This is a genomic window from Micromonospora sp. DT31 (assembly GCF_049841795.1).
Lineage (GTDB): Bacteria > Actinomycetota > Actinomycetes > Mycobacteriales > Micromonosporaceae > Micromonospora.
Genome location: NZ_JBNCKZ010000001.1, coordinates 737,212 through 758,791, shown reverse-complemented (window position 1 = coordinate 758,791; position 21,580 = coordinate 737,212). Strand labels below are relative to the sequence as shown.

Annotated in this window: 19 protein-coding genes and 2 pseudogenes; 8 read left to right on the top strand and 13 right to left on the bottom strand. The window is 72.4% G+C overall.

Annotation, left to right across the window (positions count from 1 at the left end; translation table 11 throughout):
• The first annotated feature begins 7 nt into the window (after positions 1 to 7).
• The gene (locus ACLQ2X_RS03420; protein WP_425679425.1) at positions 8 to 517 is read left to right on the top strand and encodes an NUDIX hydrolase; all 510 of its coding nucleotides are present in this window, start codon (positions 8 to 10) and stop codon (positions 515 to 517) included.
• A 3-nt stretch (positions 518 to 520) separates the two neighbouring features.
• On the opposite strand, the gene ACLQ2X_RS03415 is transcribed toward ACLQ2X_RS03420, so the two are convergent.
• The 4 genes from ACLQ2X_RS03415 to ACLQ2X_RS03400 all read right to left on the bottom strand — a co-directional run bounded on the left by ACLQ2X_RS03415 (position 521) and on the right by ACLQ2X_RS03400 (position 7,820).
• Positions 521 to 1,555, bottom strand: a complete 1,035-nt coding sequence (locus ACLQ2X_RS03415) for a LacI family DNA-binding transcriptional regulator (protein ID WP_425679424.1) — start codon at positions 1,553 to 1,555, stop codon at positions 521 to 523.
• Complete coding sequence (locus ACLQ2X_RS03410) at positions 1,552 to 3,963, bottom strand: glycoside hydrolase family 3 C-terminal domain-containing protein (protein WP_425679423.1); 2,412 nt, start codon at positions 3,961 to 3,963, stop codon at positions 1,552 to 1,554. The genes ACLQ2X_RS03415 and ACLQ2X_RS03410 overlap by 4 nt, the downstream gene beginning before the upstream one ends.
• A 235-nt stretch (positions 3,964 to 4,198) precedes the next feature.
• Positions 4,199 to 5,449 carry an ROK family transcriptional regulator gene (locus ACLQ2X_RS03405; RefSeq protein WP_425679422.1) on the bottom strand — a complete coding sequence of 417 codons (1,251 nt, stop codon included), beginning with the start codon at positions 5,447 to 5,449 and terminating at the stop codon, positions 4,199 to 4,201.
• Between the two features lie 37 nt (positions 5,450 to 5,486).
• A complete protein-coding gene (locus ACLQ2X_RS03400) occupies positions 5,487 to 7,820 on the bottom strand; it encodes a TIM-barrel domain-containing protein (protein ID WP_425679421.1) in 2,334 nt (777 codons plus the stop codon).
• A gap of 115 nt (positions 7,821 to 7,935) precedes the next feature.
• Between ACLQ2X_RS03400 and ACLQ2X_RS03395 the strand changes: the two genes are divergently transcribed.
• Positions 7,936 to 9,945, top strand: coding sequence for a beta-galactosidase (locus ACLQ2X_RS03395; RefSeq protein ID WP_425679420.1), 2,010 nt, complete (start codon positions 7,936 to 7,938; stop codon positions 9,943 to 9,945).
• A gap of 44 nt (positions 9,946 to 9,989) precedes the next feature.
• Here the strand turns inward: ACLQ2X_RS03395 and ACLQ2X_RS03390 are convergent, their stop codons facing one another.
• Complete coding sequence (locus ACLQ2X_RS03390) at positions 9,990 to 10,640, bottom strand: LysE family translocator (protein ID WP_425679419.1); 651 nt, start codon at positions 10,638 to 10,640, stop codon at positions 9,990 to 9,992.
• Positions 10,641 to 10,733: 93 nt separating this feature from the next.
• On the opposite strand from ACLQ2X_RS03390, the gene ACLQ2X_RS03385 reads away from it, so the two are divergent.
• Both ACLQ2X_RS03385 and ACLQ2X_RS03380 read left to right on the top strand, forming a co-directional pair.
• Positions 10,734 to 11,270 (top strand): GNAT family N-acetyltransferase, encoded by a 537-nt coding sequence (locus tag ACLQ2X_RS03385; RefSeq protein ID WP_425679418.1) that lies wholly within the window; start codon positions 10,734 to 10,736, stop codon positions 11,268 to 11,270.
• Positions 11,271 to 11,388: 118 nt separating this feature from the next.
• Complete coding sequence (locus ACLQ2X_RS03380; protein WP_425679417.1) at positions 11,389 to 11,853, top strand: DUF1992 domain-containing protein; 465 nt, start codon at positions 11,389 to 11,391, stop codon at positions 11,851 to 11,853.
• A 17-nt stretch (positions 11,854 to 11,870) separates the two neighbouring features.
• Here ACLQ2X_RS03380 and ACLQ2X_RS03375 read toward each other — a convergent pair whose 3' ends face one another.
• Both ACLQ2X_RS03375 and ACLQ2X_RS03370 read right to left on the bottom strand, forming a co-directional pair.
• Positions 11,871 to 12,041, bottom strand: coding sequence for a hypothetical protein (locus ACLQ2X_RS03375; protein ID WP_425679416.1), 171 nt, complete (start codon positions 12,039 to 12,041; stop codon positions 11,871 to 11,873).
• Positions 12,038 to 12,811: a class I SAM-dependent methyltransferase gene (locus ACLQ2X_RS03370; protein ID WP_425679415.1), complete on the bottom strand. Its 774-nt coding sequence runs from the start codon at positions 12,809 to 12,811 to the stop codon at positions 12,038 to 12,040. The genes ACLQ2X_RS03375 and ACLQ2X_RS03370 overlap by 4 nt, the downstream gene beginning before the upstream one ends.
• A gap of 488 nt (positions 12,812 to 13,299) precedes the next feature.
• Between ACLQ2X_RS03370 and ACLQ2X_RS03365 the strand changes: the two genes are divergently transcribed.
• Complete coding sequence (locus tag ACLQ2X_RS03365) at positions 13,300 to 14,586, top strand: cytochrome P450 (protein WP_425679414.1); 1,287 nt, start codon at positions 13,300 to 13,302, stop codon at positions 14,584 to 14,586.
• A 15-nt stretch (positions 14,587 to 14,601) separates the two neighbouring features.
• Here ACLQ2X_RS03365 and ACLQ2X_RS03360 read toward each other — a convergent pair whose 3' ends face one another.
• Together ACLQ2X_RS03360 and ACLQ2X_RS03355 are read right to left on the bottom strand one after the other, a co-directional pair.
• Positions 14,602 to 15,606 carry a hypothetical protein gene (locus tag ACLQ2X_RS03360; RefSeq protein WP_425679413.1) on the bottom strand — a complete coding sequence of 335 codons (1,005 nt, stop codon included), beginning with the start codon at positions 15,604 to 15,606 and terminating at the stop codon, positions 14,602 to 14,604.
• 104 nt (positions 15,607 to 15,710) lie between these two features.
• On the bottom strand, positions 15,711 to 16,172 hold the full coding sequence (locus ACLQ2X_RS03355) for a VOC family protein (RefSeq protein ID WP_425679412.1): 462 nt from the start codon (positions 16,170 to 16,172) through the stop codon (positions 15,711 to 15,713).
• A gap of 75 nt (positions 16,173 to 16,247) precedes the next feature.
• Between ACLQ2X_RS03355 and ACLQ2X_RS03350 the strand changes: the two genes are divergently transcribed.
• Positions 16,248 to 17,105, top strand: coding sequence for an MBL fold metallo-hydrolase (locus tag ACLQ2X_RS03350; RefSeq protein WP_425679411.1), 858 nt, complete (start codon positions 16,248 to 16,250; stop codon positions 17,103 to 17,105).
• Positions 17,106 to 17,745: 640 nt separating this feature from the next.
• Here ACLQ2X_RS03350 and ACLQ2X_RS03345 read toward each other — a convergent pair.
• The 3 genes and pseudogenes from ACLQ2X_RS03345 to ACLQ2X_RS03335 form a co-directional block, all read right to left on the bottom strand.
• Positions 17,746 to 17,937, bottom strand: a pseudogene (locus ACLQ2X_RS03345) (transposase); the annotation flags it as partial.
• A 114-nt stretch (positions 17,938 to 18,051) separates the two neighbouring features.
• A complete protein-coding gene (locus ACLQ2X_RS03340; protein WP_425679410.1) occupies positions 18,052 to 18,738 on the bottom strand; it encodes a flavin reductase family protein in 687 nt (228 codons plus the stop codon).
• A 362-nt stretch (positions 18,739 to 19,100) separates the two neighbouring features.
• Positions 19,101 to 19,253: a hypothetical protein gene (locus tag ACLQ2X_RS03335; RefSeq protein WP_425679409.1), complete on the bottom strand. Its 153-nt coding sequence runs from the start codon at positions 19,251 to 19,253 to the stop codon at positions 19,101 to 19,103.
• Between the two features lie 467 nt (positions 19,254 to 19,720).
• Here ACLQ2X_RS03335 and ACLQ2X_RS03330 point away from each other — a divergent pair, with 467 nt between their 5' ends.
• Both ACLQ2X_RS03330 and ACLQ2X_RS03325 read left to right on the top strand, forming a co-directional pair.
• A complete protein-coding gene (locus ACLQ2X_RS03330) occupies positions 19,721 to 20,251 on the top strand; it encodes a pyridoxamine 5'-phosphate oxidase family protein (protein WP_425679408.1) in 531 nt (176 codons plus the stop codon).
• A gap of 72 nt (positions 20,252 to 20,323) precedes the next feature.
• Positions 20,324 to 20,643: pseudogene (locus tag ACLQ2X_RS03325) on the top strand (transposase); the annotation flags it as partial.
• Positions 20,644 to 20,655: 12 nt separating this feature from the next.
• Here ACLQ2X_RS03325 and ACLQ2X_RS03320 read toward each other — a convergent pair.
• On the bottom strand, positions 20,656 to 21,390 hold the full coding sequence (locus ACLQ2X_RS03320; RefSeq protein WP_425679541.1) for an alpha/beta hydrolase: 735 nt from the start codon (positions 21,388 to 21,390) through the stop codon (positions 20,656 to 20,658).
• Positions 21,391 to 21,580 lie beyond the last annotated feature (190 nt).

The following is a 21,580-nucleotide window of genomic DNA, read 5'->3' as shown; positions in this document are numbered from 1 at the left end:
CCTCGCCATGCCCGTCTCGCCCTACATCGCCCGGCTGCGCCGGCACGTCGGCCACGACATGCTCATGCTCTACGGGGTCAGCGGCGTGGTCACCGACGACGCGGGGCGGGTGCTGCTGGCCCGCCGCGGCGACAACGGCCGCTGGTCGGTGCCCGCCGGCACGGTCGACCCGGGGGAGCAGCCCGCCGACGCGCTGGTGCGCGAGGTCCGCGAGGAGACCGGCGTGGACGTGGCGATCGTCCGGCTCGCCGGGGTGGCCACCCACCCCGTGCTCTACACCAACGGCGATGCCTGCGAATACCTCAACGTCTGGTTCCGCTGCCGGGCCGTCGGCGGCGAGCCCACCGCCGACGGCGACGAGTCGCTGGCGGTCGCCTGGTTCACCGTCGACGCGCTGCCCGAACTGGACGAGTGGGCGCGGCTGCGCATCGGCACCGCCCTCGACGAGGGCGCCCCACCCTGGTACGCCGCGCCAGGGCAGCGCCACCCGGCGCTGTGCCACCCGGACAACCTCTGACGGTCAGCACACCACCTCGCGCGCCGCGCCGCTGGTGTCGCGTACGGTCAGCCGGGGTTCCAGCAGCGTCACCTCCGGCACCGGCTCGTCGCGCAGCCGCCGCATCAGCAGCCCCACCGCCTGCCGGCCGATCTCCTCGGCCGGCACCGGCACGCAGGTCAGGCCGGACTGCTCGGCCAACTCGTCGGGGCACACCGCGACCACCGACACGTCCCGCGGCACCTGGCGGCCCAACTGCGGCAGGGTGGCCAGCACCGGGCCGACCGCGGACTCGTTCTGCACCACCAGCCCGGTGACGTCCGGGTGCGCGTCGAACAACGCCGCCAGGTCCTGGCGTACCGCCGTGGGGCCTTCCTCGCCGGGTCGGGTGACCGCGTCGACGCCGAGCCGGTCGGCGGCGGCGAGCACCCCGGCCCGGGTGCGGTGGGCGAAGCCGGTGCCCCGGTCGTAGACCGCCACGGGAGCGCCCAGCAGCGCGACCCGCCGGTGCCCGGCGGCGGCCAGGTGTTCCACGCACAGTTCCCCGGCGCGGCGGAAGTCCAGGTCCACGCAGGCCAGCCCGCTGCTGTCGGCGGGGTGGCCGATCAGCACGCCGGGCAGCGCCAGCTCCCGCAGCAGCGGCACCCGGGAGTCCTCCAACTCCACGTCCATCAGCAGCACACCGTCGACGAGCGCGCTGCCGGCGATGCGGTGCAGCCCCGCTGGCCCTTCGTCGGCGGTGACCAGCAGCACGTCGTGGTCGTAGCGGCGGGCGGTGGTGACCACCGCGGTGGCGAAGCGCATCACCACCGGCACCTGCATGCCGGTGCGCAGCGGCAGCACCAGCGCGATCACGTTCGCCCTGCGGCTGGCCAGGGCGCGCGCCCCGGCGTGCGGGTGGTAGCCGAGCGCGCGCACGCTTGCCAGCACCCGCCCACGGGTGGTGGCCGAGATGGTGCGTTTGCCGCTGAGCACGTACGACACGGTGCTGGCGGCCACCCCGGCGTGGCGGGCGACGTCGGCGATGGTGACCTGCTCGCCGGGCGCGCGGGCGGTCACCGGGCGGCGCCGTCGCGGCGGGCCGCCGGGGCGGTCGCCGGTTCGCCGCCGGTGACGGCGAGCGCGCCGACCAGCCGGATGTCCCGGGCGGAGCGGCCGACCAGCACCGAGTGGGTGGCGTCCTCCACGACCGGGGCGGCCCGCGTCTCGTCCCACCAGGTCAGGTCGGCGGTACGCAGGCGTAGCGTCACCCGGGCGGCGTGGCCCGGTTCCAGGGTGACCCGGGCGAAGTCCCGCAGCTGCCGCAGCGGCTGCTTGACCCGGGAGCGTCGCTGCCGGGTGTAGAGCTGCACCACCTCGGTGCCGGTGCGGCGGCCCGTGTTGGTGACCTCGACGCTCACCTCCACCTCCTCGCCGGCGTGCGCCGTGGCGGTGCTCAACCGCAGGTCGGCGTAGCCGAACTCGGTGTAGCTGAGCCCGTGCCCGAACGGGTACAGCGGCTCGCCCCGGTGGTAGAGGTAGGTGGCGTCGGCACCGATGACGTCGTAGTCGAGCAGGTCGGGCAGCTCGGCGGTGTCGGCGTACCAGGTCTGGGTGAGCCGCCCGGCCGGGTCGGCGGCGCCGAGCAGCACGTCGGCCAGCGCGTTGCCGTGTTCCTGCCCGCCGTGGGCGCTCCACAGCACCGCCGGCAGGTGCCGCTGCGCCCAGCCCACCGCGTACGGGTAGCTGCTGGTCACCACCAGCACGGTACGCGGGTTCGCGGCGTGCACGGCGCGCAGCAGTTCCCGCTGCCCGGTGGGCAGCGCCAGGTCGACCCGGTCCTCGGTCTCCCGGCCGTTGACCATCGGGTGGTTGCCCAGCGTCACCACCGCCACGTCGGCGGTGGCGGCCAGCGCGGCGGCCTCGGCGGTCCCGTCGACGACAAGGCCCACGGTGAACGCGGCCGCCTCGCCGCCGGTGACGCTCAGCCGCCCGTCCGGTTCGACCCCGACGTGCCGGCCGGTGGCCAGGTGGTGCAGCCCGGTGGTGCCGTCGGGGCGGTGGTGCAGGCGGAACGTCTCGCGTACCACCCACCCGCCCGGGCCGGGTCGGTCGACGACGAGCGCGCCGGTGTCGTCGGCGCCGACGTAGCCGCCGGTGTGGACCGCGCGCAACGCCACCACGTCCTGTCCCCAGTCGACCACGTCGAACTCGGCCGGCGTGGTGTCGCCGAGCGCCAGCGGCCCGGCGTCGTGGTGGCGCACCGCCAGGTCGCCGACGCGCAGGACGACCCGGTCGGTGCCGGGGTGGGTGGTGACCTGGGGCAGCCGGCCGCGCAGCGCGGCGTACGCGCTGACCGTGTACGGCGGGGTGCCGCTGTACCAGTCGGTGAGCACGGTGTCGGCGAGCGGGCCGAGGACCGCGACGCGGGTGCCGGCGGCCAGCGGCAGCAGCCCGTCGTTGCGCAGCAGCACCACGCACTGGCGGGCGGCCTCGCGGGCGAGTTCCCGGTGGGCCGGGCTGTCGAGGGTGTCCTCGGGCCCGTCGTCGTGCGGGTCCGGGTCGAGGTCGCCCAGGCGCAGCCGCACGGACAGGATCCGGCGGGCGGCCCGGTCCACGTCGGCGGCGGTGATCAGCCCTCGGTCCAGCGCCTCGGTGAGCCGTGCGACGGTCGGGCCGGGGTCCTCGTCGTCCTCGGTGAAGCTGTCGATCCCGGCGCGCAGCGCGGCGGCGAAACCGCTCACGTGGTCGGGCAGGTGTGCCTGCACCCCGGCGAGGTTGCCGACCGCACCGGCGTCGCCGACCACCATGATCTCGTCGTCGGCCCAGCGGCGCAGCACGCCGTCGATGAGTGGGCTCAGGTGCGCCGGCACGCCGTCGACCAGGTTGTACGAGGCCATCACCGCCACCGCCGCGCCGGCGGCCAGGGGTGCGCGGAAGGCCGGCAGTTCGTACTCGTGCAGCACCCGGGGCGGCAGGTCGCTGGAGGTGGTGGCCCGGTCGGTCTCGTTGTTGTAGCCGAGGAAGTGCTTGAGCGTCGGCGCGGTCCGCAGCCGGTCGGGGTGCCCGCCGCGCAGGCCGAGGCCGTACGCGGTGGCCAGCCGCCCGGTCAGCCACGGGTCCTCGGACCAGCCTTCCTCGTTGCGGCCCCACCGGGGGTCGCGCAGCGGGTTGACCACCGGCGCCCACACGTTGAGCCCGACGCGCTGCGGGTCGGCCCGGTGCTTGACCCGCACCTCGTCGGCAACGGCGGCGCCGACGGCCCGGATCAGGTCCGGATTCCAGCTCGCGGCCAGGCCGATCGCCTGCGGGAAGACGGTGGCCTCGCCGAGCCAGGCGACACCGTGCAGCGCCTCGGTGCCGGTGCGGAACGCCGGCAGGCCGAGCCGGGGCACGGGCGCCTGCCACTGGTGCAGCAGGCCGACTTTCTCCGGCAGGGTGAGCCGGGCCAGCAGGTCGTCGAGACGGTGGGATGCGGGGTCGGTCATGGCGCGGGCCTCCGGTCGGCGTACGGGTCGCCCGCCCGATGGTCGAAGCGCTTCGACAACCGGTCCGGTGGACGGCGGCGCGTACGCGAAAAGGGGTGGTGGTCGTGCGGCGGGGGCCGGCCCGGAGCGGTGGTGAAGCGCTTCGACGACCGCCGAAAATCATGCCGCCCCGGGTTGCCCGGTCCCGGGATGCGGCGCTACCGAGATTGGCACCCGAGGCGGACGCGGTCAAGGGTCATCCGGTGGGCAGTCGTCCCGCCTCCACGCCGGCAAGTGCGGCGGTGGCGCCACCGAGGGCGGTCACCGCCGAGCCCAACGTGCCGGCCTCCAGCCGCACGCCGGGCGGCACGGGCGTGCGGGCGGCGAGTTCGGCGCGGGCCGCCGGCAGCAGCCAGGGCGCGAGCGCCGCGAGGTGCCCGCCGACCACCACCACCTCCGGGTCCAGCAGGTCGGCCAGGACCGCCACCGCCTGCCCGAGTTGCCGGCCGGCGTCGGCGAGCCCGGCACACACCGGCTCGTCGCCGGCCCGGGCGAGGGCCTGGATCCGTTCGATCTCCGGCAGGTGGTCGGTGACCGGGCCGTCCTGCGCCACGTCGGGCAGCAGGCGGCGCACCATCGCGTCCACGCCGAGCAGCGCGCTGAGGCAGCCCCGCCGCCCGCACCCGCAGGGCGGGCCGTCCGGCGCCACCGGCAGGTGGGCGACCTGTCCGGCGAAACCCCGGGCGCCGCGTACCAGCCGGCCGCCGCTGACCAGGCCCGCGCCGATCGTCGGCCCGCCGGTGAGGTGCACCAGGTCGGCCGTGCCCGCGTACGGGCCGTGTCGTTGCTCGGCCAGCACGGCGAGGTTGGCCTCGGTGTCGACGACGACGGGGAAGCCGGGTTCGCGCAGGGCGCGGCGCAGCGCCGCGGCGAGAGGGAACCCCCGCCAGCCGAGCGCCGGGGCCACCGGCACCGTGCCGTCGGCGTCCACCAGGCCGGGCACGCCCACGGTCAGCCCGAGCACGGTACGGCCGGCGCCGGTGACCCGGGTGAGCGCGCGCCGGGTCAGCGCGGCGAGCGCGCGTACCGTCTCGTCACCGCCGGCGGTGCCGGCGGCGAACGCGCGACGCCAGGTGAGCACCGCCTCGCCGGCCAGATCGGCGGCGACCACGACGAGGTCGTCGGCGCCGATGTGCAGGCCCAGCCCGACGTAGCGGGAGCCGTCGACGACGAGCATGGTGGCGGGGCGCCCGACGCGGTTCTCGGTGACCCCGGTCTCGCGCAGCAGCCCGCCCTCGATCAGCTCGCCGACCAGGCTGGACACGGTGGCCTTGTTGAGCCCGGTGTGCGCGGCCACGTCGGCCCGGGAGCAGGGGGCGTGCCGGCGTACGTGCCGCAGCACCACCGCCCGGTTGGCCACCCGCACGTCGCCCAGGTCGGCCGTCGGCCGGTCCATGCTGATCACGTACTGCCCGCCTCCCGCGCCCCGGCCGTCCGGTTCGGCCACAGCCTAAACTAACTCGTGGATGCCCCCGGCCCGCCGGTCAGCCGGCGAACCACGGCGCGAACGGGGCCGGCTCGACCGGCTCGCCGTCGAGTACGACCCGGCCGGGCGCGTCGGTCCCGACCACGCTGACGCCGCGCACGTCGAGCGGGCCGTCCACCCGCACCCGCAGCGTGTCGCCGTCGCGGGTCGCGGTCAGCGTGGTGTCGCCGTCGGGGTCGTGCACCACCGTCACACCGTCGACGCCACCCCAGGTGACCAGCGTGACGTCACGGAACGGTCCGTCCGCGACGGTCGACGCGGGCGGCGTCACCGGCACCAGCGCGCCGTGCCGCACGTACAGCGGGAACCGGTCCAACGGCACGTCGACCCGCAGGTGCCGGCCGCCGGTGTGCCGTCGCCCGGTGGCCGTGTCCCACCAGTCGTCGCCGTCGGGCAGGTAGAGCACGCGCTGCCCGGAGGTGTCGAACACCGGCGCCACCAACAGGTCGACGCCGAGGCGGTACTGCAGGTCGGTGGTCCAGGCGGTCGGGTCGTCGGGGGTGTCCACCAGCAGCGCCCGCAGCATCGGGCTGCCGGTGCGGGCCGCCGCCACGGCCGCCGACCACAGGTACGGCAGCAGCCGGTAGCGCAGCCGCAGCGCCGCCACCGCGTGGCGTTCCGCCTCGGGCGGGAAGTCCCACGGCAGGCGGCTGGTGGTGCCGTGCAGGCGCACCAGCGGGGACAGCGCCCCGAACTGGGTCCAGCGCACGTACAGGTCCGGCTCGGGCGTGCCGTGGAACCCGCCGGTGTCGTGGCTCCAGAACGGCACCCCGGACAGGCCGTGGGACAGCCCGCCGCGCAGCGTGCTGGCCATGCCCGGCCAGGTGGCGTTGACGTCGCCGCTCCACTGCGCGCTGTGCCGCTGCCCACCGAGGTAGGACGAGCGCGCCCACACCGTGCGGTGCCCGGCCACCTCCTCGGTGACGTCGGCGACCACGTCGTTGAACAGCAACGCGTACACGTTGTGCAGCTCGACGCCGGTCATCCCGTTGTGCGCCACCGCGTCGGCGGGCACGGCCTCGGCGAAGTCGGTCTTGAACACCGCGACGCCCTGGGCCAGCAGCGGCCGCAGCAGGCCCCGGAACCAGGCCACCGCGTCGGGGTTGGTGAGGTCGACGATGGCGCAGGCCGGGTGGCTGCCGTGCCAACTGTCGGCGAGGTACGTGCCGCCGTCGGGGCGGCGCAGGAAGTAGCCGGCAGCCTCGGCGTCGGCGTAGAGCGGGCTGTCGGGCATCAGGTACGGGTTCATCCACAGGCAGACCCGGAAGCCCTGCTCGGCGAGGTCCTTGAGCAGCCGGTCCGGGTCGGGGAACGCCTCGGCGTCCCAGCGCAGCTCCGACCAGCGGCCGGCGACCTGCCAGTAGCAGTCCAGGTGCAGCACGTCGCAGGGGATGTCCCGCTCGCGGATGCGCCGGGCCCGTTCCCGCACCCGCTGCTCGTCGTCCGGGAAGAAGCCGGAGGAGATCCACGCGCCGAACGCCCAGCGCGGCGGCAGGTACGGCCGGCCGGTGAGCGTGTCGAGCCGGTCGAGCACCTGCGCCGGGGTGGGCCCGGCGAGCACGTAGTAGTCGAGCAGGTCGTCCGGGACCAGGATCTGCACGCTGCTGTGGGTGCTGGCGCAGACGTCGAACTGCACCGGCAGCCCGCTGTCCACGAGCACCCCGTAGCCCCGGTCGGACAGGTAGAACGGCACGTTCTTGTGCGACCTGTCGGACTCGCCGCCGAAGGCGTCGAAGTTCCACATCAGGGGGCGCTGGCCACGCTTGTCCAGGGGGGTGAACTTCTCCCCGAAGCCGACGAACCGTTCGTCGCCGGGGGCGACGAAGCTCTCGTGCCAGGCGACCGGCTCGCCGTCCACTGTGGAGCGACCCAGGGGCAGGGTGCGCCGCCGGCCGCTGATGTCGCGGGTGCCGCCGTCGGCGGCCAGCAGCAGCCGTCCGCCGCCGGTGACGAAGCGCAGCCCCCACGGGTCCAGGGTCAGCTCGGCGACCACGCCTCCGGCGTCGACGCGCACCCGCCCGTCGCGCACGGTCACGGTGGCGGGGTGCGGCTGCGGGCGTACCAGGGTCAGCGCCGCGGTGGCGCGTCCGCGGACGGCGAGGTCGTCGGCGAGGCGGACCCGGAGGATCCCCTCGCCGGCCGACTCCACCCGTGCCACGAGAGTGCGCCCGGAGGTGCACGTCGCGGTGAGGGTGACCCCGTGGCTGTCGGTCGCGGCCACCTCGGCCCGCACCACGTCGTCGGCGCCCTCCTCGCCCGGGGCGCGTACCGGCAGTTCGGGCGGGTCGGCCACGAAAGTCTCGTAGGGGACCAGCGGTGGGCGGTACGGCATGGGCGTCTCCTCGCGGCGACCACGGGCGGTACCGCCAGTTTCTTTGGAAGCCCAACTAACTGTCAATGATCGGCCGCATTGACTTTCGGCCTCACCTGTTCCTACTTTGACGGGGATGGCAACTAAAGCGCTCTGGGGTGACGGTCGGCTCTGCTACGGCGGGGACTGGAACCCGGAGCAGTGGCCGCCGCGCGTGTGGCGCGAGGACGTGGACCTGATGCGTGCCGCCGGCGTCAACCTGGTCACCGTCGGGGTGTTCGCCTGGTCCCGCCTGGAACCCACACCCGGCCGGTACACCTTCGACTGGCTCGACGAGGTGCTGGACCTGCTGCACGGCGGCGGCATCCGGGTCGCCCTGGCCACCCCCACCGCGTCCCCGCCGCCCTGGTTCTCGCTGCGCCACCCCGACGCGCTGCCGGTCACCGCCGACGGGACACGCCTGCAACACGGCAGCCGGGACACCTACTGCGCCGCCGCGCCCGCCTACCGCACCGCCGCCCGAGGCATCGCCGACGCGCTGGCCGCCCGGTACGCGGACCACCCGGCGCTCGCGCTGTGGCACGTGCACAACGAGTACGGCACCATCTGCCACTGCCCGCACACAGAGGCCGCGTTCCGCCGTTGGCTCACCGACCGCCACGGTGACCTGACCGCGCTCAACGACGCCTGGGCCACCAGCTTCTGGAGCCAGCACTACACCGACTGGGCACAGGTCGGCGCGCCCCGGGCCACCCAGTACCTGGCCAACCCCGGCCACCTCCTGGACTTCCGGCGCTTCTGGTCCGACACGCTGCTGTCCGCGTACACCGAGCAGCGGGACCTGCTGCGGGCCGCCAACCCGGCGATCCCGATCACCACGAACTACGTCCTCGGCGACTGGGTGCCGGTCGACCACGCCCGCTGGGCCCGCGAGGTGGACCTGGTCGCCGTCGACCACTACCCGTCCGCCACCGATCTGGGCGCGGAGGAACAGACCGCGCTCGCCGCCGACCTCGCGCGCGGCTGGGCCCGCCACGGACGGGGACGCCCCGCGCCGTGGCTGCTGATGGAAAGCGCCCCCAACCAGATCCACACCGCCGGGCGGATGCACACCAAGGAACCCGGCCGGATGACCCGCCACGGACTCGCCCACGTCGCCCGCGGCTCCGCCGGGGTGATGTTCTTCCAGTGGCGCGCGCCGGCCGGCGGTGCGGAACGGTTCCACTCGGCGGTGGTGACCCACGCCGGCGCCGACACCCGGGTGTTCCGCGAGGCCACCGACCTCGGCGCCGCCCTCGGCCGGCTGGCCGGAACCGCGCCGGGTCGTGTCGAGGCGAGCGTCGCCATCGCGTACGACGCCGCCAGCGCCTGGGCCCTGCGGCACCCGGGGATGCCCCGCGCCGGCCTCGACCACACCGCTGAGGTGACCGCCGCGCACCGGGCGCTGTGGCACGCCGGCATCACCGTCGACGTGGTGCCCCCCGGCGACCCGCTCGACGGCTGCCGCCTGCTCGTGCTCCCCGCCCTCTACCTCGCCTCCGACGCCACCGTCGACTGGGTACGCCGGCACGTGCACGGCGGCGGGCACCTGCTGGTCACCTGGCTCAGCGGCGTCGCCGACGAACACGCCCGCATCCGCCTCGGCGGCTACCCGGGCGCCTACCGGGACCTGCTCGGGGTGCGGGTGGAGGAGTTCCATCCCCTCGCCGACGACGAACGGCTGCCGCTGACCGGCGGCGGGACCGGCACGATCTGGTCGGAGACGGTGCGCCTGGCCGGCGCCGAACCGGTCACCGCGTACCTCGGGGGAGGGTTGACCGACCAGCCGGCGGTCACCCGGCACCGGATCGGCGACGCGCGCGCCTGGTACGTGTCCACCCGACCCGACGACGACACCTGGCGGCGGCTGCTCGCCGAGGCGGCCCGACTCGCCGGGGTCACCCCGGCCTGCCCCGGCGCGCCCCCCGGCGTCGAGGCGGTACGCCGCCGCGACGGCGAGCACGGTCGGCTGTACCTGCTCAACCACACCGACCAGCCGCAGCGGGTGCCCGCCACCGGCTGGGAACTGCTCACCGGTGCGCCTGTCGACGGGCTGCTGACCATGCCGCCCGGTGGCGTGGCGGTGCTGTGCGAACAACTGCACTGACGGTGCCGCACCGGGCGCACCCCCGCGTGCCGGCGGGCGCGCGGTCAGGGGGTGGCGACGGCCGCGCGGGACCGGTCGGCGGCGATACGCACCGCGAGCCCCGCCAGCACCGTTCCCATCACGTACCGCTGGAGGCGGGCCCAACCCGGCCTGCGGGTGAAGAACGCCGACACCGCGCCGGCGCCGAGCACGATGAGCGCGTTCACGGTCAACGCGACGACGATCTGGGTCAGCCCGAGCAGCAGGCTCTGCACCGCCACGTGACCGCGCGCCGGGTCGACGAACTGCGGCAGCAACGACACGTACAGGATGGCGATCTTCGGATTGAGCAGGTTGGTGACCAGGCCCATGGTGAAAAGGCGCCGGGGCCGGTCCGGCGGCAGCGCCGCCGGGGTGAACGCCGACCGGCCACCCGGGCGCAGCGTCCGCCAGGCCAACCACAGCAGGTACGCCGCACCGGCCAGCTTCACCGCCGTGTACAGCGGCGGGACCAGCACGAAGACGGTGGCGATGCCGGCCACCGCGGCGGCCAGGTAGACCAGGAAACCGGCCGCCACGCCGAGCAGCGACACCAACCCGGCACGCCGGCCCTGGGCCACCGACCGGGACACCAGGTAGACCATGTTCGGCCCGGGCGTGAGCACCAGACCGAGCGCCACCAGGGCGATCCCCACCACCGCGCCGACCGTGACCACGTCGCCCTCCCGCCGCCGATCCCGACCGGACCCTACGCTCGGCGCGCCGAGCCGCACCAGCGGATATCGGCGGGTCCGGACGATACTGGCCGCATGTCGATCGTGTTGTCCGCGCCGGCCACCCCGACCGTGCCCGGCCTACTGCTGCGTCCGTGGTGCGACGGCGACGCCGACGCGCTGATCGAGGTGTACCGGGACCCGGTGCTGCGGGCCTGGACCAGCTACCCGGTGACCGACCCGGTGCAGGCGCGGGCGTTCCTGCGCCGCAGCCGGCAGGGTTGGGCTTCCGGCGGCCGGTTCAGCTTCGCCGTGCTGCAGGGGGAGGGGCTGGTGGACTGCGTGGTGCTCAAGGGCGTCCGCCCGGGACCCGCCGCCGCCGAGGTGGGCTACTGGACGGCCGCGCCGGCACGCGGCCGGGGTGTCGCGCCGCGCGCCGTGGAGGCGGTCACCGGGTGGGCGTTCGCCCGTTTCGCCGCCGCCGGCCTGACCCACCTGGAGCTGCTGCACCAGGTGGACAACCCGGCCTCCTGCCGGGTGGCGGAGAAGAGCGGGTACGCCTTCGTCGAGGTGCTGCCGGCCCGCCCGCCGTACCCCCGTGACGGCCACCGCCACGTACGCCGGCTGCCCTGACCGTCCGCCCCACGCCCCACCGCACCGGAGGCGCCGACGGGCGGGAACAGTGCGGGCCCGTCCGACGCTGACCCTGCTCGGACGGCGGCGGATACGGTGGGTGGGGGAGGTGACGGCGGTGACGACGAGCTGGGAAGCCACGGTCGAGGCGCAGATCCGCTCGGCGCAGGAGCGGGGCGAGTTCGACAACCTGGCCGGCGCGGGCAAGCCCATCCCGGGCCGCGACACGCCCTACGACGAGGGCTGGTGGATCCGCAGCTTCATGGAGCGCGAGCAGATCCCGTCGGACCTGCTACTGCCCACGCCACTGCAGTTGCGCCGCCGCATCGAACAACTGCCCGACGAACTGCGCGACCTGCCCACCGAGGAGTCCGTACGCGCGTACGTGGCCGCGCTCAACACCGAGGTGGTGGCCTGGCTGCGCACCCCCACCGGCCCGCGGGTCGCAGTTCGCCCGGTCAACGCCGACGAGTCGGTACGCCGCTGGCGGGCCGACCGGGAAACCGCCGGGCAGGCAACTGCCGTGGTGTCGGAGTCACCCCGACCGGCCCCGGCCCGCCGCCGCTGGTGGCACCGTCGCTGACACCCGCTCCCTGGCGTTCAGGTTCGCGCCGCCTGCCAGGTCCACGCGGTACGTCGCGGCCGGCCGCCGAGCGGGGCGCGGCCGGTCAGCCACAGCAGCACCGACACCGGTTCGCCGTCGGGCGCGTCGGGGAACAGCCGGTGCACCACCCGGGCGCACAGCCCGGCCGGCGGCGTCGCGCGGTTCACCTCCGCCGCACCCGCAGCACGCAGGTCAGCATCGGCAGCGTGAACTCGCCGTCGGCCGTCTCCGGCCGGCTCCCCAGGTACGCGCGGATGCGGTCCAGCGTCTCCCGGCGCTCCCGCTGCGGCATGACGAGCATCCCGGCCCGGGTGGCGAGCGTCGCCACCAGCGAGTCGGCGGTACGGCGCTGCCCGTGCGGGAACTCCGCCTGCTCCGGCGAGCCGAACCGGGGCGTGCCGCTGTCCGGCAGGTGCATGCCCGCCGTGGCGACACGCCAGCTCGCGGGGGTGTCGCGCGGCCCGATGGCGGCGCTTCCGCTGACCGCCGCGAGCCCGGCGACCCAGTCGACCCGGTCGTCCACGACGTTCCACAGACCGGCCAGGACACCGTCGGGCGTGAGGACCCGGGCGAGCTCCGGGCCGGCGACGGCCATGTCGAACCAGTGCATGGCGTTGCCGGCCAGCACCGCGTCGACGGAGGCGTCCGGCAGCGGGACCGCCTCGGCGCTGCCGGTGAGCGCACGCACGTCCGGCAGGCTGCGGCGCAGCTCGGCCAGCATCTCCCGGTCCGGCTCGACCGCCGTCACGTTCCCGCTGACCTGGGCCAGCACGGCGGTGAGCTTGCCGGTGCCCGCGCCGACGTCGAGCACCCGCGTGCCGGGTGCGGGCTCCAGCGCCCACCGCGCCGCGGCCCGCGCGTAGTCCGGTCGGTGTGCGGCGTACGCGGTGGCCGCCGCACCGAACGACGACGAGTGGCGGCGCGCTTCTTCGTCCATCCGGCCACCGTATCGACAACCCACGATCGCCGCCGGCCCAGAGGCTCCTCCCGGACCGGGGCGTGTGTCGTACCGGCTGTTGATGCCGGCCGCATGGTCGTCGCCCAGGAAGTGGCAAGCGCCGATAGGGGATACCGGCTCGCTGGTCAACCGGACCCGCCACATTCAGCGCCATCGGCAAATGTCCATTATTGCCGTACAACTCGAAGCCCCTGGACACACCGGCTCCCGCGTACGCCGCACCACACCAACCCGCACGCCCTGAGGGGTTGTGGCCGACCATGACGAAAGGTAGCTTCCCCCTATTCCTGTCGGGCGCGTGAATGGAGACCGTTATGGCTACGTACATCCGTGCTGTGGGACGTCGCCTACGCAAGGCGAGGGTGAGCGGCGCATATCTGTACATACCTAAGATCTGCCGCTGATCCGTGCCCTTATCCGACGGTGGCGGCATAACGCCGCCACCGTCGAGGCAGGAGAAACACCTCGTGCGCGGCATCCCCGGTCCACCCGGCCAGTGGCTGATCGGCGACGTGACCGCCTACCAGCGCGACCGACTCGGCTGGCTGGCCCGAAATCGGGATCGGTACGGCGACGTCGTCCGGCTGTCCTCCGGTGTGGTCGCGGTGCACGATCCCGAACTCGTGCACCAGGTACTGGCCCAGACCAACGGCGCTTACGCCGTTGACAGCGGACTGCGCGCGGGTCGGCGCGAGCGGCTGGCCCGCGAGGCGCAGGTGGCCGAGTGGATGGCGGTGCGCCGGGACATCTGGCACAACGTCGCCGACCAGATCACCCACCTGCACGCCGAGCGGTTCACCGCGCGAATGGCCCACGACCTGGCCGGGCTGGCCGGTTCGAGCTTCGACCTGACGGAAACGTGCCGTCGGCTCCTCGGCCGGGCCCTGACCGACTTCTGCGCCGGGGCCGACGGGGATCCGGACCGGCTCGACGCACTTGCCGAAGCGGCCGACAACCTCTTCGGCTCAGCTCTTCAGGCGCTCCTCAGCCACGAGGGTCGGGTCGGCTGGTGGCCACGCCCGCACGCCCGCGAGGCGGTACGGGCCAACCACCGCCTGCTGGACCTCCTGGGGGAACTCGTCCGGCGGCGCCTGCCGCTTGCCCGCCCCGAGAAGCCTCGTGACCTGGTCGACGGGCTGACTGCCGGTATCACCTCCGAGGCCGACGTGAACCGGGCCGTCTCCGTGCTGCGGAGTGTCATGTTCGCCTCGCACGGGGTGCCCGGCGCGGCGCAGGCGTGGATAGCGCTCCGGTTGGCCGAGCGTCCCGAGCTCGCGGCGGCCGTGGCCGCCGATGCCGAGGGCCGGTACCTCGCTGCGGTGATCAAGGAAGCCCTGCGCCTGCACCCGCCGCAGTGGCTCATCACGCGAACCACGGCACAGCCAGTCGTCATCGGCGGTCACGACATCGATCGCGGCGTCGAGGTTCTGCTGTGTCCGTACCTTCTGCACCGCGACCCGCGCTTCTGGTCCGAGCCGGAACGGTTCGACCCGGACCGCTGGTTGGGAGCCGGGCAACCGCATGCGCGCCACGCCTATCTGCCCTTCGGGGCGGGCCCGCGATTCTGCCCCGGCTCGCTGCTGGCGACCACCCAGCTGACCATCGCGACCAAGATGGTGGCCCGCGACTACCGGTTGGAGCTGCCGCCGCTGCCGGCCGTCCAGGCCACGACCAACGGGTTGTTGATGCCCGAGTCGGTCAGCGCCCGACTGGTGAGGGTCGACCGGTCGCGCGAACCGGACGTGCCGGTCTGACCCACCGGACACCCCTCAACCGTCCACGCTGCGGGAGAGTTCGCTGATGCTTGTGCTCAGCGCCTCCGTGTAGGCGTGGATGCGCCACGCCGTGCCCACCACGATGCCGAACTGCGCGTGCGGCGGCGGCGTGGGGACACCTATGGGTACGCCGGTGGCCCAGGCGATCACCCGGGCGAACAGGTCGCCGATGACGCCACGGACGATGTCGGCGGTGAGGCTGATCAGCTCGCCGGCGCACCTGGTGATCACGGCCATGCCGGCAGCCACGTCGGCGAGTCCGATGAGTGCGTTGACGTTGTGCGCCATCCGGGCGTGGTAGGACCGCACGTCCAGCCGTGCACCGGCCGGCATGTCCCGCGCCACGCACTGTCGCAGCAGGTCGCCCAGACATCGCAGGTCCGCAGCGCTGGTCTCCCATCCGGCTGCGTCGCGGGCGCAGACCTCCGGCATACCGGCGAGGCCGTCGATGAGGTGACGCAACGGCTCGACGTGCGTCAGGGCGTACCGTAGGCCGCCGATCCGCAGGACGGCGTACCAGTCGTCGACGGGGGCGGCGAACTCGGCCACGGGTGCCGCCTCCGCCAGCGACGGGTCGACCCACTCCCGTCGCTCGACGTGAGCGATCACGCGGAGCATCATCCGGTCGTCCGAGGACTCGGGTTCCTCCACGAGCGGGGTGCCGCCGTCGGTGCGGGCATCGTCGTCGTGGCCGATCGCGGTCGTGAAATCCTGCCTGCCGTCGGCGACCTGACGCAGGATGTCAGCCCACGCGCGCATGGTCTCCTGCACATAGGCGGTCAACTCCTGCTGTCTGACATGCCGGTCGGTCATGCCGGACAGCAGCCAACCGCACACCGAACCGAACGCCGCCACGTCCTGCGCGGCCCGTGCCCGGGCGGCGTGCACCTCACCGAGCAGCGAGCGTACGGCGTCGAGGTTGTCCGCGTGGGCGAGCAACCGTTGCGGGGCGATCGGAGCAGCCGGCTGCGTCACGACGACCGGGGGGAGAGGCCGCACCTGTTCTTGATCGTCACGCCGCCATCGTATTCACCCGGCGTTCTCGGCGCCGCGGCGCTCGGACGACGCCCGCTAGGCCCTGGCCTGAACGGGCTACCGGCTGGTCAATGCCGGCCCGACCATTCGTCAGCCGTCGCCTGCAGCCCGTCGTCCCGCGCACCGGGCAGCACCCGAAAAAACTTCCACGCATACCCGTATGGGTCCTCGACCTCGACGTACCGCTCACCCCATGCGGCGTCCAGCGGGCCGGCTCCGATCACGCAGCCCGCGGCGCGGCACCATCGGGCCATCTCATCAACATCATCTACCTCGATGCCAATGACCACGCCAAGACCACGCGGTCCCGTCAACGTGTGACGCTCCCGCGCACTGTCTGGAAACGGCATGCCCACCAATGCATCGACCAGCAGCTGCAAAGGACCCCGACGCAGGATCACCATCAGCACCTCGCCGTCTCGACCCGGCACCCTTCCGACCGGCACGAAACCGAAGCCCTCATACAACGTCGCAGCCGCTACCACATCCTCGACCCGCAGTCCGACCCGCACCGGGGGTTCACCAGTCACAGCGGCGACGCTACCGAACCGAAACCCCGACCGCGCATACCCAGCCTGACCTTTCACGATCTGTAGCATCCGGGTATGGGCGCCAGCGGAGCACCCGTCGAAGCCGTCTTCTTCGGCACGTCGTCGGTGTACGTGTCCGACCGGACGTCGGCCGTCCTGGTCGACGGCTTCTTCACCAGGCCGTCCCTGCCGCGCGTCGTGTTCGGCCGGGTGGCCCCCGACCTCGGTCGGATCACCCGTGCCCTGACCCGGGCCGGGGTGACGCGGCTCGACGCGCTCTTCGTCGCCCACTCCCACTACGACCACGTCCTGGACGCCCCCGAGGTCGTCAAGCACCTCGGTGGCACGCTGTTCGGCTCCGAGTCGACGCTCCACGTGGGACGCGGTGGCGGCCTCGACGAACAGTCGATGACACGTGTCGCGGACGGCGACGAGCACCGCGTCGGCGCGTTCACCGTGCGGGTGTTCGGCAGCGTCCACAGCCCCGGCAACAGGTTCCCCGGCAGCATCGAGGCTCCGCTGGTGCCGCCGACCCGGGCGGGCAGGTACCGCGACGGCGGATGCTTCTCCTTTCTCCTCACCCATCCCGACGGCGTGATGCTCGTCCATCCGAGTGCCAATGTCGTCCCGCACAGCTTCGACGGACTCGACGTCGACGTCCTCTACCTCGGGGTCGGTGCGCTGGGCGGCCAGTCGGCGCGCTTCCAGGACGACTACTGGCGACACGTGGTGGAGGCGACCCGACCCCGCCTCGTCGTGCCGATCCACTGGGACAACTTCTTCGTCTCCCTGGACCGGAGGTTGCGGCCTCTGCCGGGTTTCCTCGACAGGTTCGCCGAGACGAAAGCGTTCCTGGAACGCAAGAGCGCGCAGAGCGGCATCCCCGTACGGTTCCAGGAGGCATTCGAGGTCCTCAACCCGTTCACGGCGTAGGCGGGGCGGGGTGGTGGGTCCGCAACGCGGTCAGCCGGTCCGGCGCCGCCACGTGCCGTCGTACCCGGTGTAGAGGGTGTTGTACTCGAAGAGGTTGCCGTGGCTGCCGCACTCAAGAGGCTGGTTGTACCGGGTCGCACAGGTCTGGTCACAGGACCACTCGGAGAAGAACCCGACCGGGTCGATGCTGGTACGGGTGAAGGTTCTCCCGGACGTGGACGTTTCCGACGGTGGGCGCCAGGTTCTCCAGGTAGTCGAAGTGGTTGTTCCGGATCGTGTTGTTCCGCGAGTTCCACATGGTCAGGCCCCCGGGGCCCACCGTGTCGGTGGAGTACGTGGCGCCCATGTGATGGAACCTCATGCCGTAGACGGTGTTGGCGTTCATCCCCTGGCCGGTGGGACGCCGCAGCCCGTTGACGGTGGCCACCGGGCCGACGACGGCCAGCCCACCCGCGCCGTACCCGCTGATGTCCAGGTAGTAGAACCGCAGCCCCGTATCGCCGCCGGAATGGCCTGCGGGCAGGCTCGCCCACAGCCAGTAACCGGGAGTGCCGTCGGACCGGAACATCGGACGTCCACCGGGCGGCAGGCTACCGGTGTAGGTGCAGCCCACGGGCAGAAAGCTGATCGTGTGGCCGCTGTAGACGGTGGGCCAGGGCGCGTACTCAGCCGGGACGTCCCGCCACGGGGCGCCGATCCGGATCCGCCACCGGATCCCATCGATGAGCTGCCGTTTCTCCCACTTCGGCGGCCGACCCGTTCTTGGCGCGGCAGGCAGCAGCGGGGCCAGAACAGCCCACTGCCTGTCGGTCAGGTCAGGCCGCCTCGTCACCGCTACGGTGGGTACGAGGTTCCCGGTGTGAAGTTCTTGCTTGGTCGCAGAACCACATACCGGAGACCTCGTCAGTTATCGATCACCGCCACGCCCCCTCGGACATCGTGCGATTCACCGGGTGGACCCGGTCGAGGCCGTGGTCCGGCGCGGCGCGCCCCAGCCCTCGGCCAGTCGCGACGGATGCAGGTTCGGCCCTCCGCCGTAGAACTCGAGGAACTTCATGATGAGCGGATTCCACTTGTCCGGGTCGACGTACCGGTCGGAGCCGAGCATCAGCAGGCTCTCCTCGATGTGGACCCGGACCACCTGGACGTCCACGGCCACGACTCCGGAATCCGGTTCGCCGAACGGGTGGATCCGGTTCACGACCGCTTCGAGGTGGACGAGGCAATCGGCCACCCGCGGCGGATCGACCTTGTCGGACGGGACGGGGGTCAGTCCGGCGGCGCCGAACTTATCGGCCTCGTACCGGTAGCCCTTGCTCACCTTGTGCGGGGGCACTGTGCGCGTGCCGGTCAGCAGTGCCAGCCGGTCGACCGCGGAGACGAGCCCGGCGTGCGCGAGGTTCAGCACGCCTTCACCGGTCCTGGCCAGGTTGTGAGTCGTCTGGGACGTCTCATCGAGCCCGAGCATGCCCGACCGGCCGACCCAGAACGCCGAGGACATCGGTGCCAGGTTCGGCGTGCCATCCTCGTTGGTCGTGCTGATGAGCACGACAGGAGTCCCAAAGTAGAGCACTCGTGGCTCGACAACGCGATGCATGAACCCGACCTCCGATGCTGATTGCGGCAGCAACACTGCCAGATGCAGTACCGGGCCGGCTGGCGGAAACCGGACGACGAACTCGATCTATGGGAGCAGGCTCGGTGCGACCGTCACCGCAGGTTCCGGAAGAACGCCCGCACGTCGTCGACGAACAGGCCGGGCGGCCCCAACGGGGCGAAGTAGCCGCAGCAGCTCCTTGATGACGGCGATCCACTTATGAAACGGGCCCTAGTTGGTGGTCCAGGTGGTCCGACCGGGAGGTCAGACACGTATTGATCAGCACCTCATATAACCACTGATCGATCGGCTGTCCCGTATCCGATCCCGGATGGCCCGCAACGCGGTCCAACCGCTCCGACGCCGCCGGCTTCGAGCCGGCAGGAAGACCAGGCGACTCAGCCCGCGTCGAGCACCTCGCCGCCTCGGATTGCCAGGTGGCGGTCGATGAAGGCGAGATCGTCGGTGTGCACCTGACGGCTCGTGTCGAACAACTCGACGTAGAGGTCTGCGACACCGGCGTACGCGTGCCGTACCTGTTCCATCTCCACCGCACGAGGACAGGATGTTCCCCCTCGGCTGCGGCGCCCCGCCCTTTGCCGGTTTCCAGGATTACCGGTAACGATTATTCGATAATCAGCTCCGGCAAAGCGGGCAAATCGTTGCTACACCATAATGACAGTTATGTGCGCGGCTGTGCGAGCGTGCCTTCAGGCCTGTGCTGTCGTCGCTTGTCCTGGCTCAGCGCAACTGATGCGGGTCGGGAGAGTTGACACCTTGGATCAGTGGATCTGACGCCGGCTCAGTTGGGCTCGGCCATCGGCGTCTGTGCTGGCGTCCCGTCAGGGGATCCATGGCCGGGCGTCCTGCCGATGATTACCGGGGCGGTGATGTCCGCGAGGCAGAAGAAGAAATCTGACACAAGGTGTCAGATTTTGGGTTGACTATGGCTTCACCGGTCGGCGTCGATGGCGCGGACCGGGCACCACGGATACATATGGGATAGATAACGACCTCCATGCGCGAAACTTCAGAAGATCTCCAACAGCTTCAGGCCCTCCTTGGCGCCTCCCTCTCCCGCTCCACCTCGCACCTCCGCTCGATCATCAAGGCTGAAAGCACACTGACCGCGGAGCAGCTCACCCAGGTCCTCACCGGCATGTGCACCCTCGCCCTGTCCACCGTGACGGCGAAGGGCGAGCCACGGATCAGCGGTGTGGACGGGCACTTCCTGCACGGGAAGTGGCACTTTGGCACGGCGCGCAACGCCGCCAAGGCGCGCCATCTCGCGGCGCGGCCTGCCGTCAGCGCCGCGCATATGCGCGGCGAGGACTTGGGCGTGTTCACGCACGGCAAGGTGGAGATCCTCAACCCCCAGGACGGCGAGCCGGCCGCGGACTGGCCCGACCTGCTCGCGTACTTCAAGGACTTCTACGGCGACGACCCCTTCGACTGGGAGAACGAGGTGGTCTACTACCGGCTACATCCGCACTGGATGACCGTCTACGCCCCCGACATCGCGAAGCTCACTGCGGCGTCCCCGTCTTGATCGGGCGTGTGGATCTGACGGTGTTTCCGGCCTGACCTGCCGGGCGTTGTGCCCGGTGAGGAGGGTGTCGTGATGACCGCGACACTGGACGACCAGGCCGGACGGAAGAAGCGGCCTGAGCCGTCGGCGGAGGCGAAAGCCGCTGCTGAGCTGGTCCGGGCCGCGACGGAACAGGGTCTGTCGTTGACCGGCCCGGATGGGCTGCTCAAGCAGTTGACCAAAACGGTCCTGGAGACCGCGCTCAACGAGGAGATGACCGAGCATCTCGGCTATGCCAAACGCGAATCCGACGGTGTCGGGTCGGCAACGTCGGCAACGGCTGCCGGTCGAAGGCGGTGCTGACCGACAGCACGGGGCCGGTGCAGATCGATGTGCCGCGGGACCGGGCCGGTGCTGGCCGGCGGCTAGCGCAGGTGCCGAGCGAAGAACCCGGCTGCGTCCTCCCCTGCAAACTGCGGGACACCGGTGTGTCCGCCCATGTTGGCGTGCAGCGTTTTCTCCTTGGAGCCGAAGGCGTCGAACAGGTCCAGGGCCGCCTGCCGGTCGTTCCCTTCGTCATCCCACTGCAGCAGGACATGCAGCGGAATGGTGACCTGTCGGGCCTCCTCGAACATCGCGCGCGGCACGAAACTCCCGGCGAAGAAGCCGGCGGCCACGATGCGGGGCTCGACCACCGCAAGCCGGATGCCGACGGAGATCACTCCCCCCGAGTACCCGACCGGGCCGCCGATCTCGGGCAGCGACAGGAGGGCATCCAGGGCGGCCTGCGATTCCGGGACCGCCTTGTTGACGAGCGGGAGGATGAGGGCGTCGATGATCTCGTCGCTGACCGGCTCGCCGGCCTCCAGTGCCCGGCGCAGGTCGGTGCGGGCCTGCTCGGCGACGGCCCAACGGGGCCGGTCACCGCTGCCGGGGAGCTCGATGGTGGCCGCGGCGAAGCCATCCGCCGCGGCGTGCTGAGCCCGAGCCACCAGACGGGGGTACATCTCGTGCAGTCCGAGCGGGGGGTGGCCGAGCAGGATCAGCGGGACCGGTGCGGATGCGGATCCGGGCGTCCACAGGATGCCGGGGATCTCGCCGAGGGTGAATTCGCGTTCGAGGACGCCGTCATCGAGGCGCTGCTCAGTAGTGAATCGCATGGTCGTGCCTTTCGGGAGTGCTCGTGAACGGCGCTCCCAGACGACCTATCGCCCGACCGTGACCCCAGAGGGGAGCACCCATGTCAAAACGTTCACGGGTACCACCTCCTCGGTCTCTCGCACGGCCTCCCGAAAACTAGCAGCGGCCGCCGTGATCCGCCAAACGTGTTTTCTGCGGAGGCTTGGTGGC

Bases quoted from the DNA above. Each gene is read 5' to 3' on its own strand.
- ACLQ2X_RS03420 (WP_425679425.1), top strand. From the start codon at position 8: ATGCCCGTCTCGCCCTACATCGCCCGGCTGCGCCGGCACGTCGGCCAC.
- ACLQ2X_RS03410 (WP_425679423.1), bottom strand. From the start codon at position 3,963: ATGACCGACCCCGCATCCCACCGTCTCGACGACCTGCTGGCCCGGCTC.
- ACLQ2X_RS03400 (WP_425679421.1), bottom strand. From the start codon at position 7,820: ATGCCGTACCGCCCACCGCTGGTCCCCTACGAGACTTTCGTGGCCGAC.
- ACLQ2X_RS03395 (WP_425679420.1), top strand. From the start codon at position 7,936: ATGGCAACTAAAGCGCTCTGGGGTGACGGTCGGCTCTGCTACGGCGGG.
- ACLQ2X_RS03385 (WP_425679418.1), top strand. From the start codon at position 10,734: ATGTCGATCGTGTTGTCCGCGCCGGCCACCCCGACCGTGCCCGGCCTA.
- ACLQ2X_RS03370 (WP_425679415.1), bottom strand. From the start codon at position 12,811: ATGGACGAAGAAGCGCGCCGCCACTCGTCGTCGTTCGGTGCGGCGGCC.
- ACLQ2X_RS03350 (WP_425679411.1), top strand. From the start codon at position 16,248: ATGGGCGCCAGCGGAGCACCCGTCGAAGCCGTCTTCTTCGGCACGTCG.
- ACLQ2X_RS03330 (WP_425679408.1), top strand. From the start codon at position 19,721: ATGCGCGAAACTTCAGAAGATCTCCAACAGCTTCAGGCCCTCCTTGGC.
- ACLQ2X_RS03320 (WP_425679541.1), bottom strand. From the start codon at position 21,390: ATGCGATTCACTACTGAGCAGCGCCTCGATGACGGCGTCCTCGAACGC.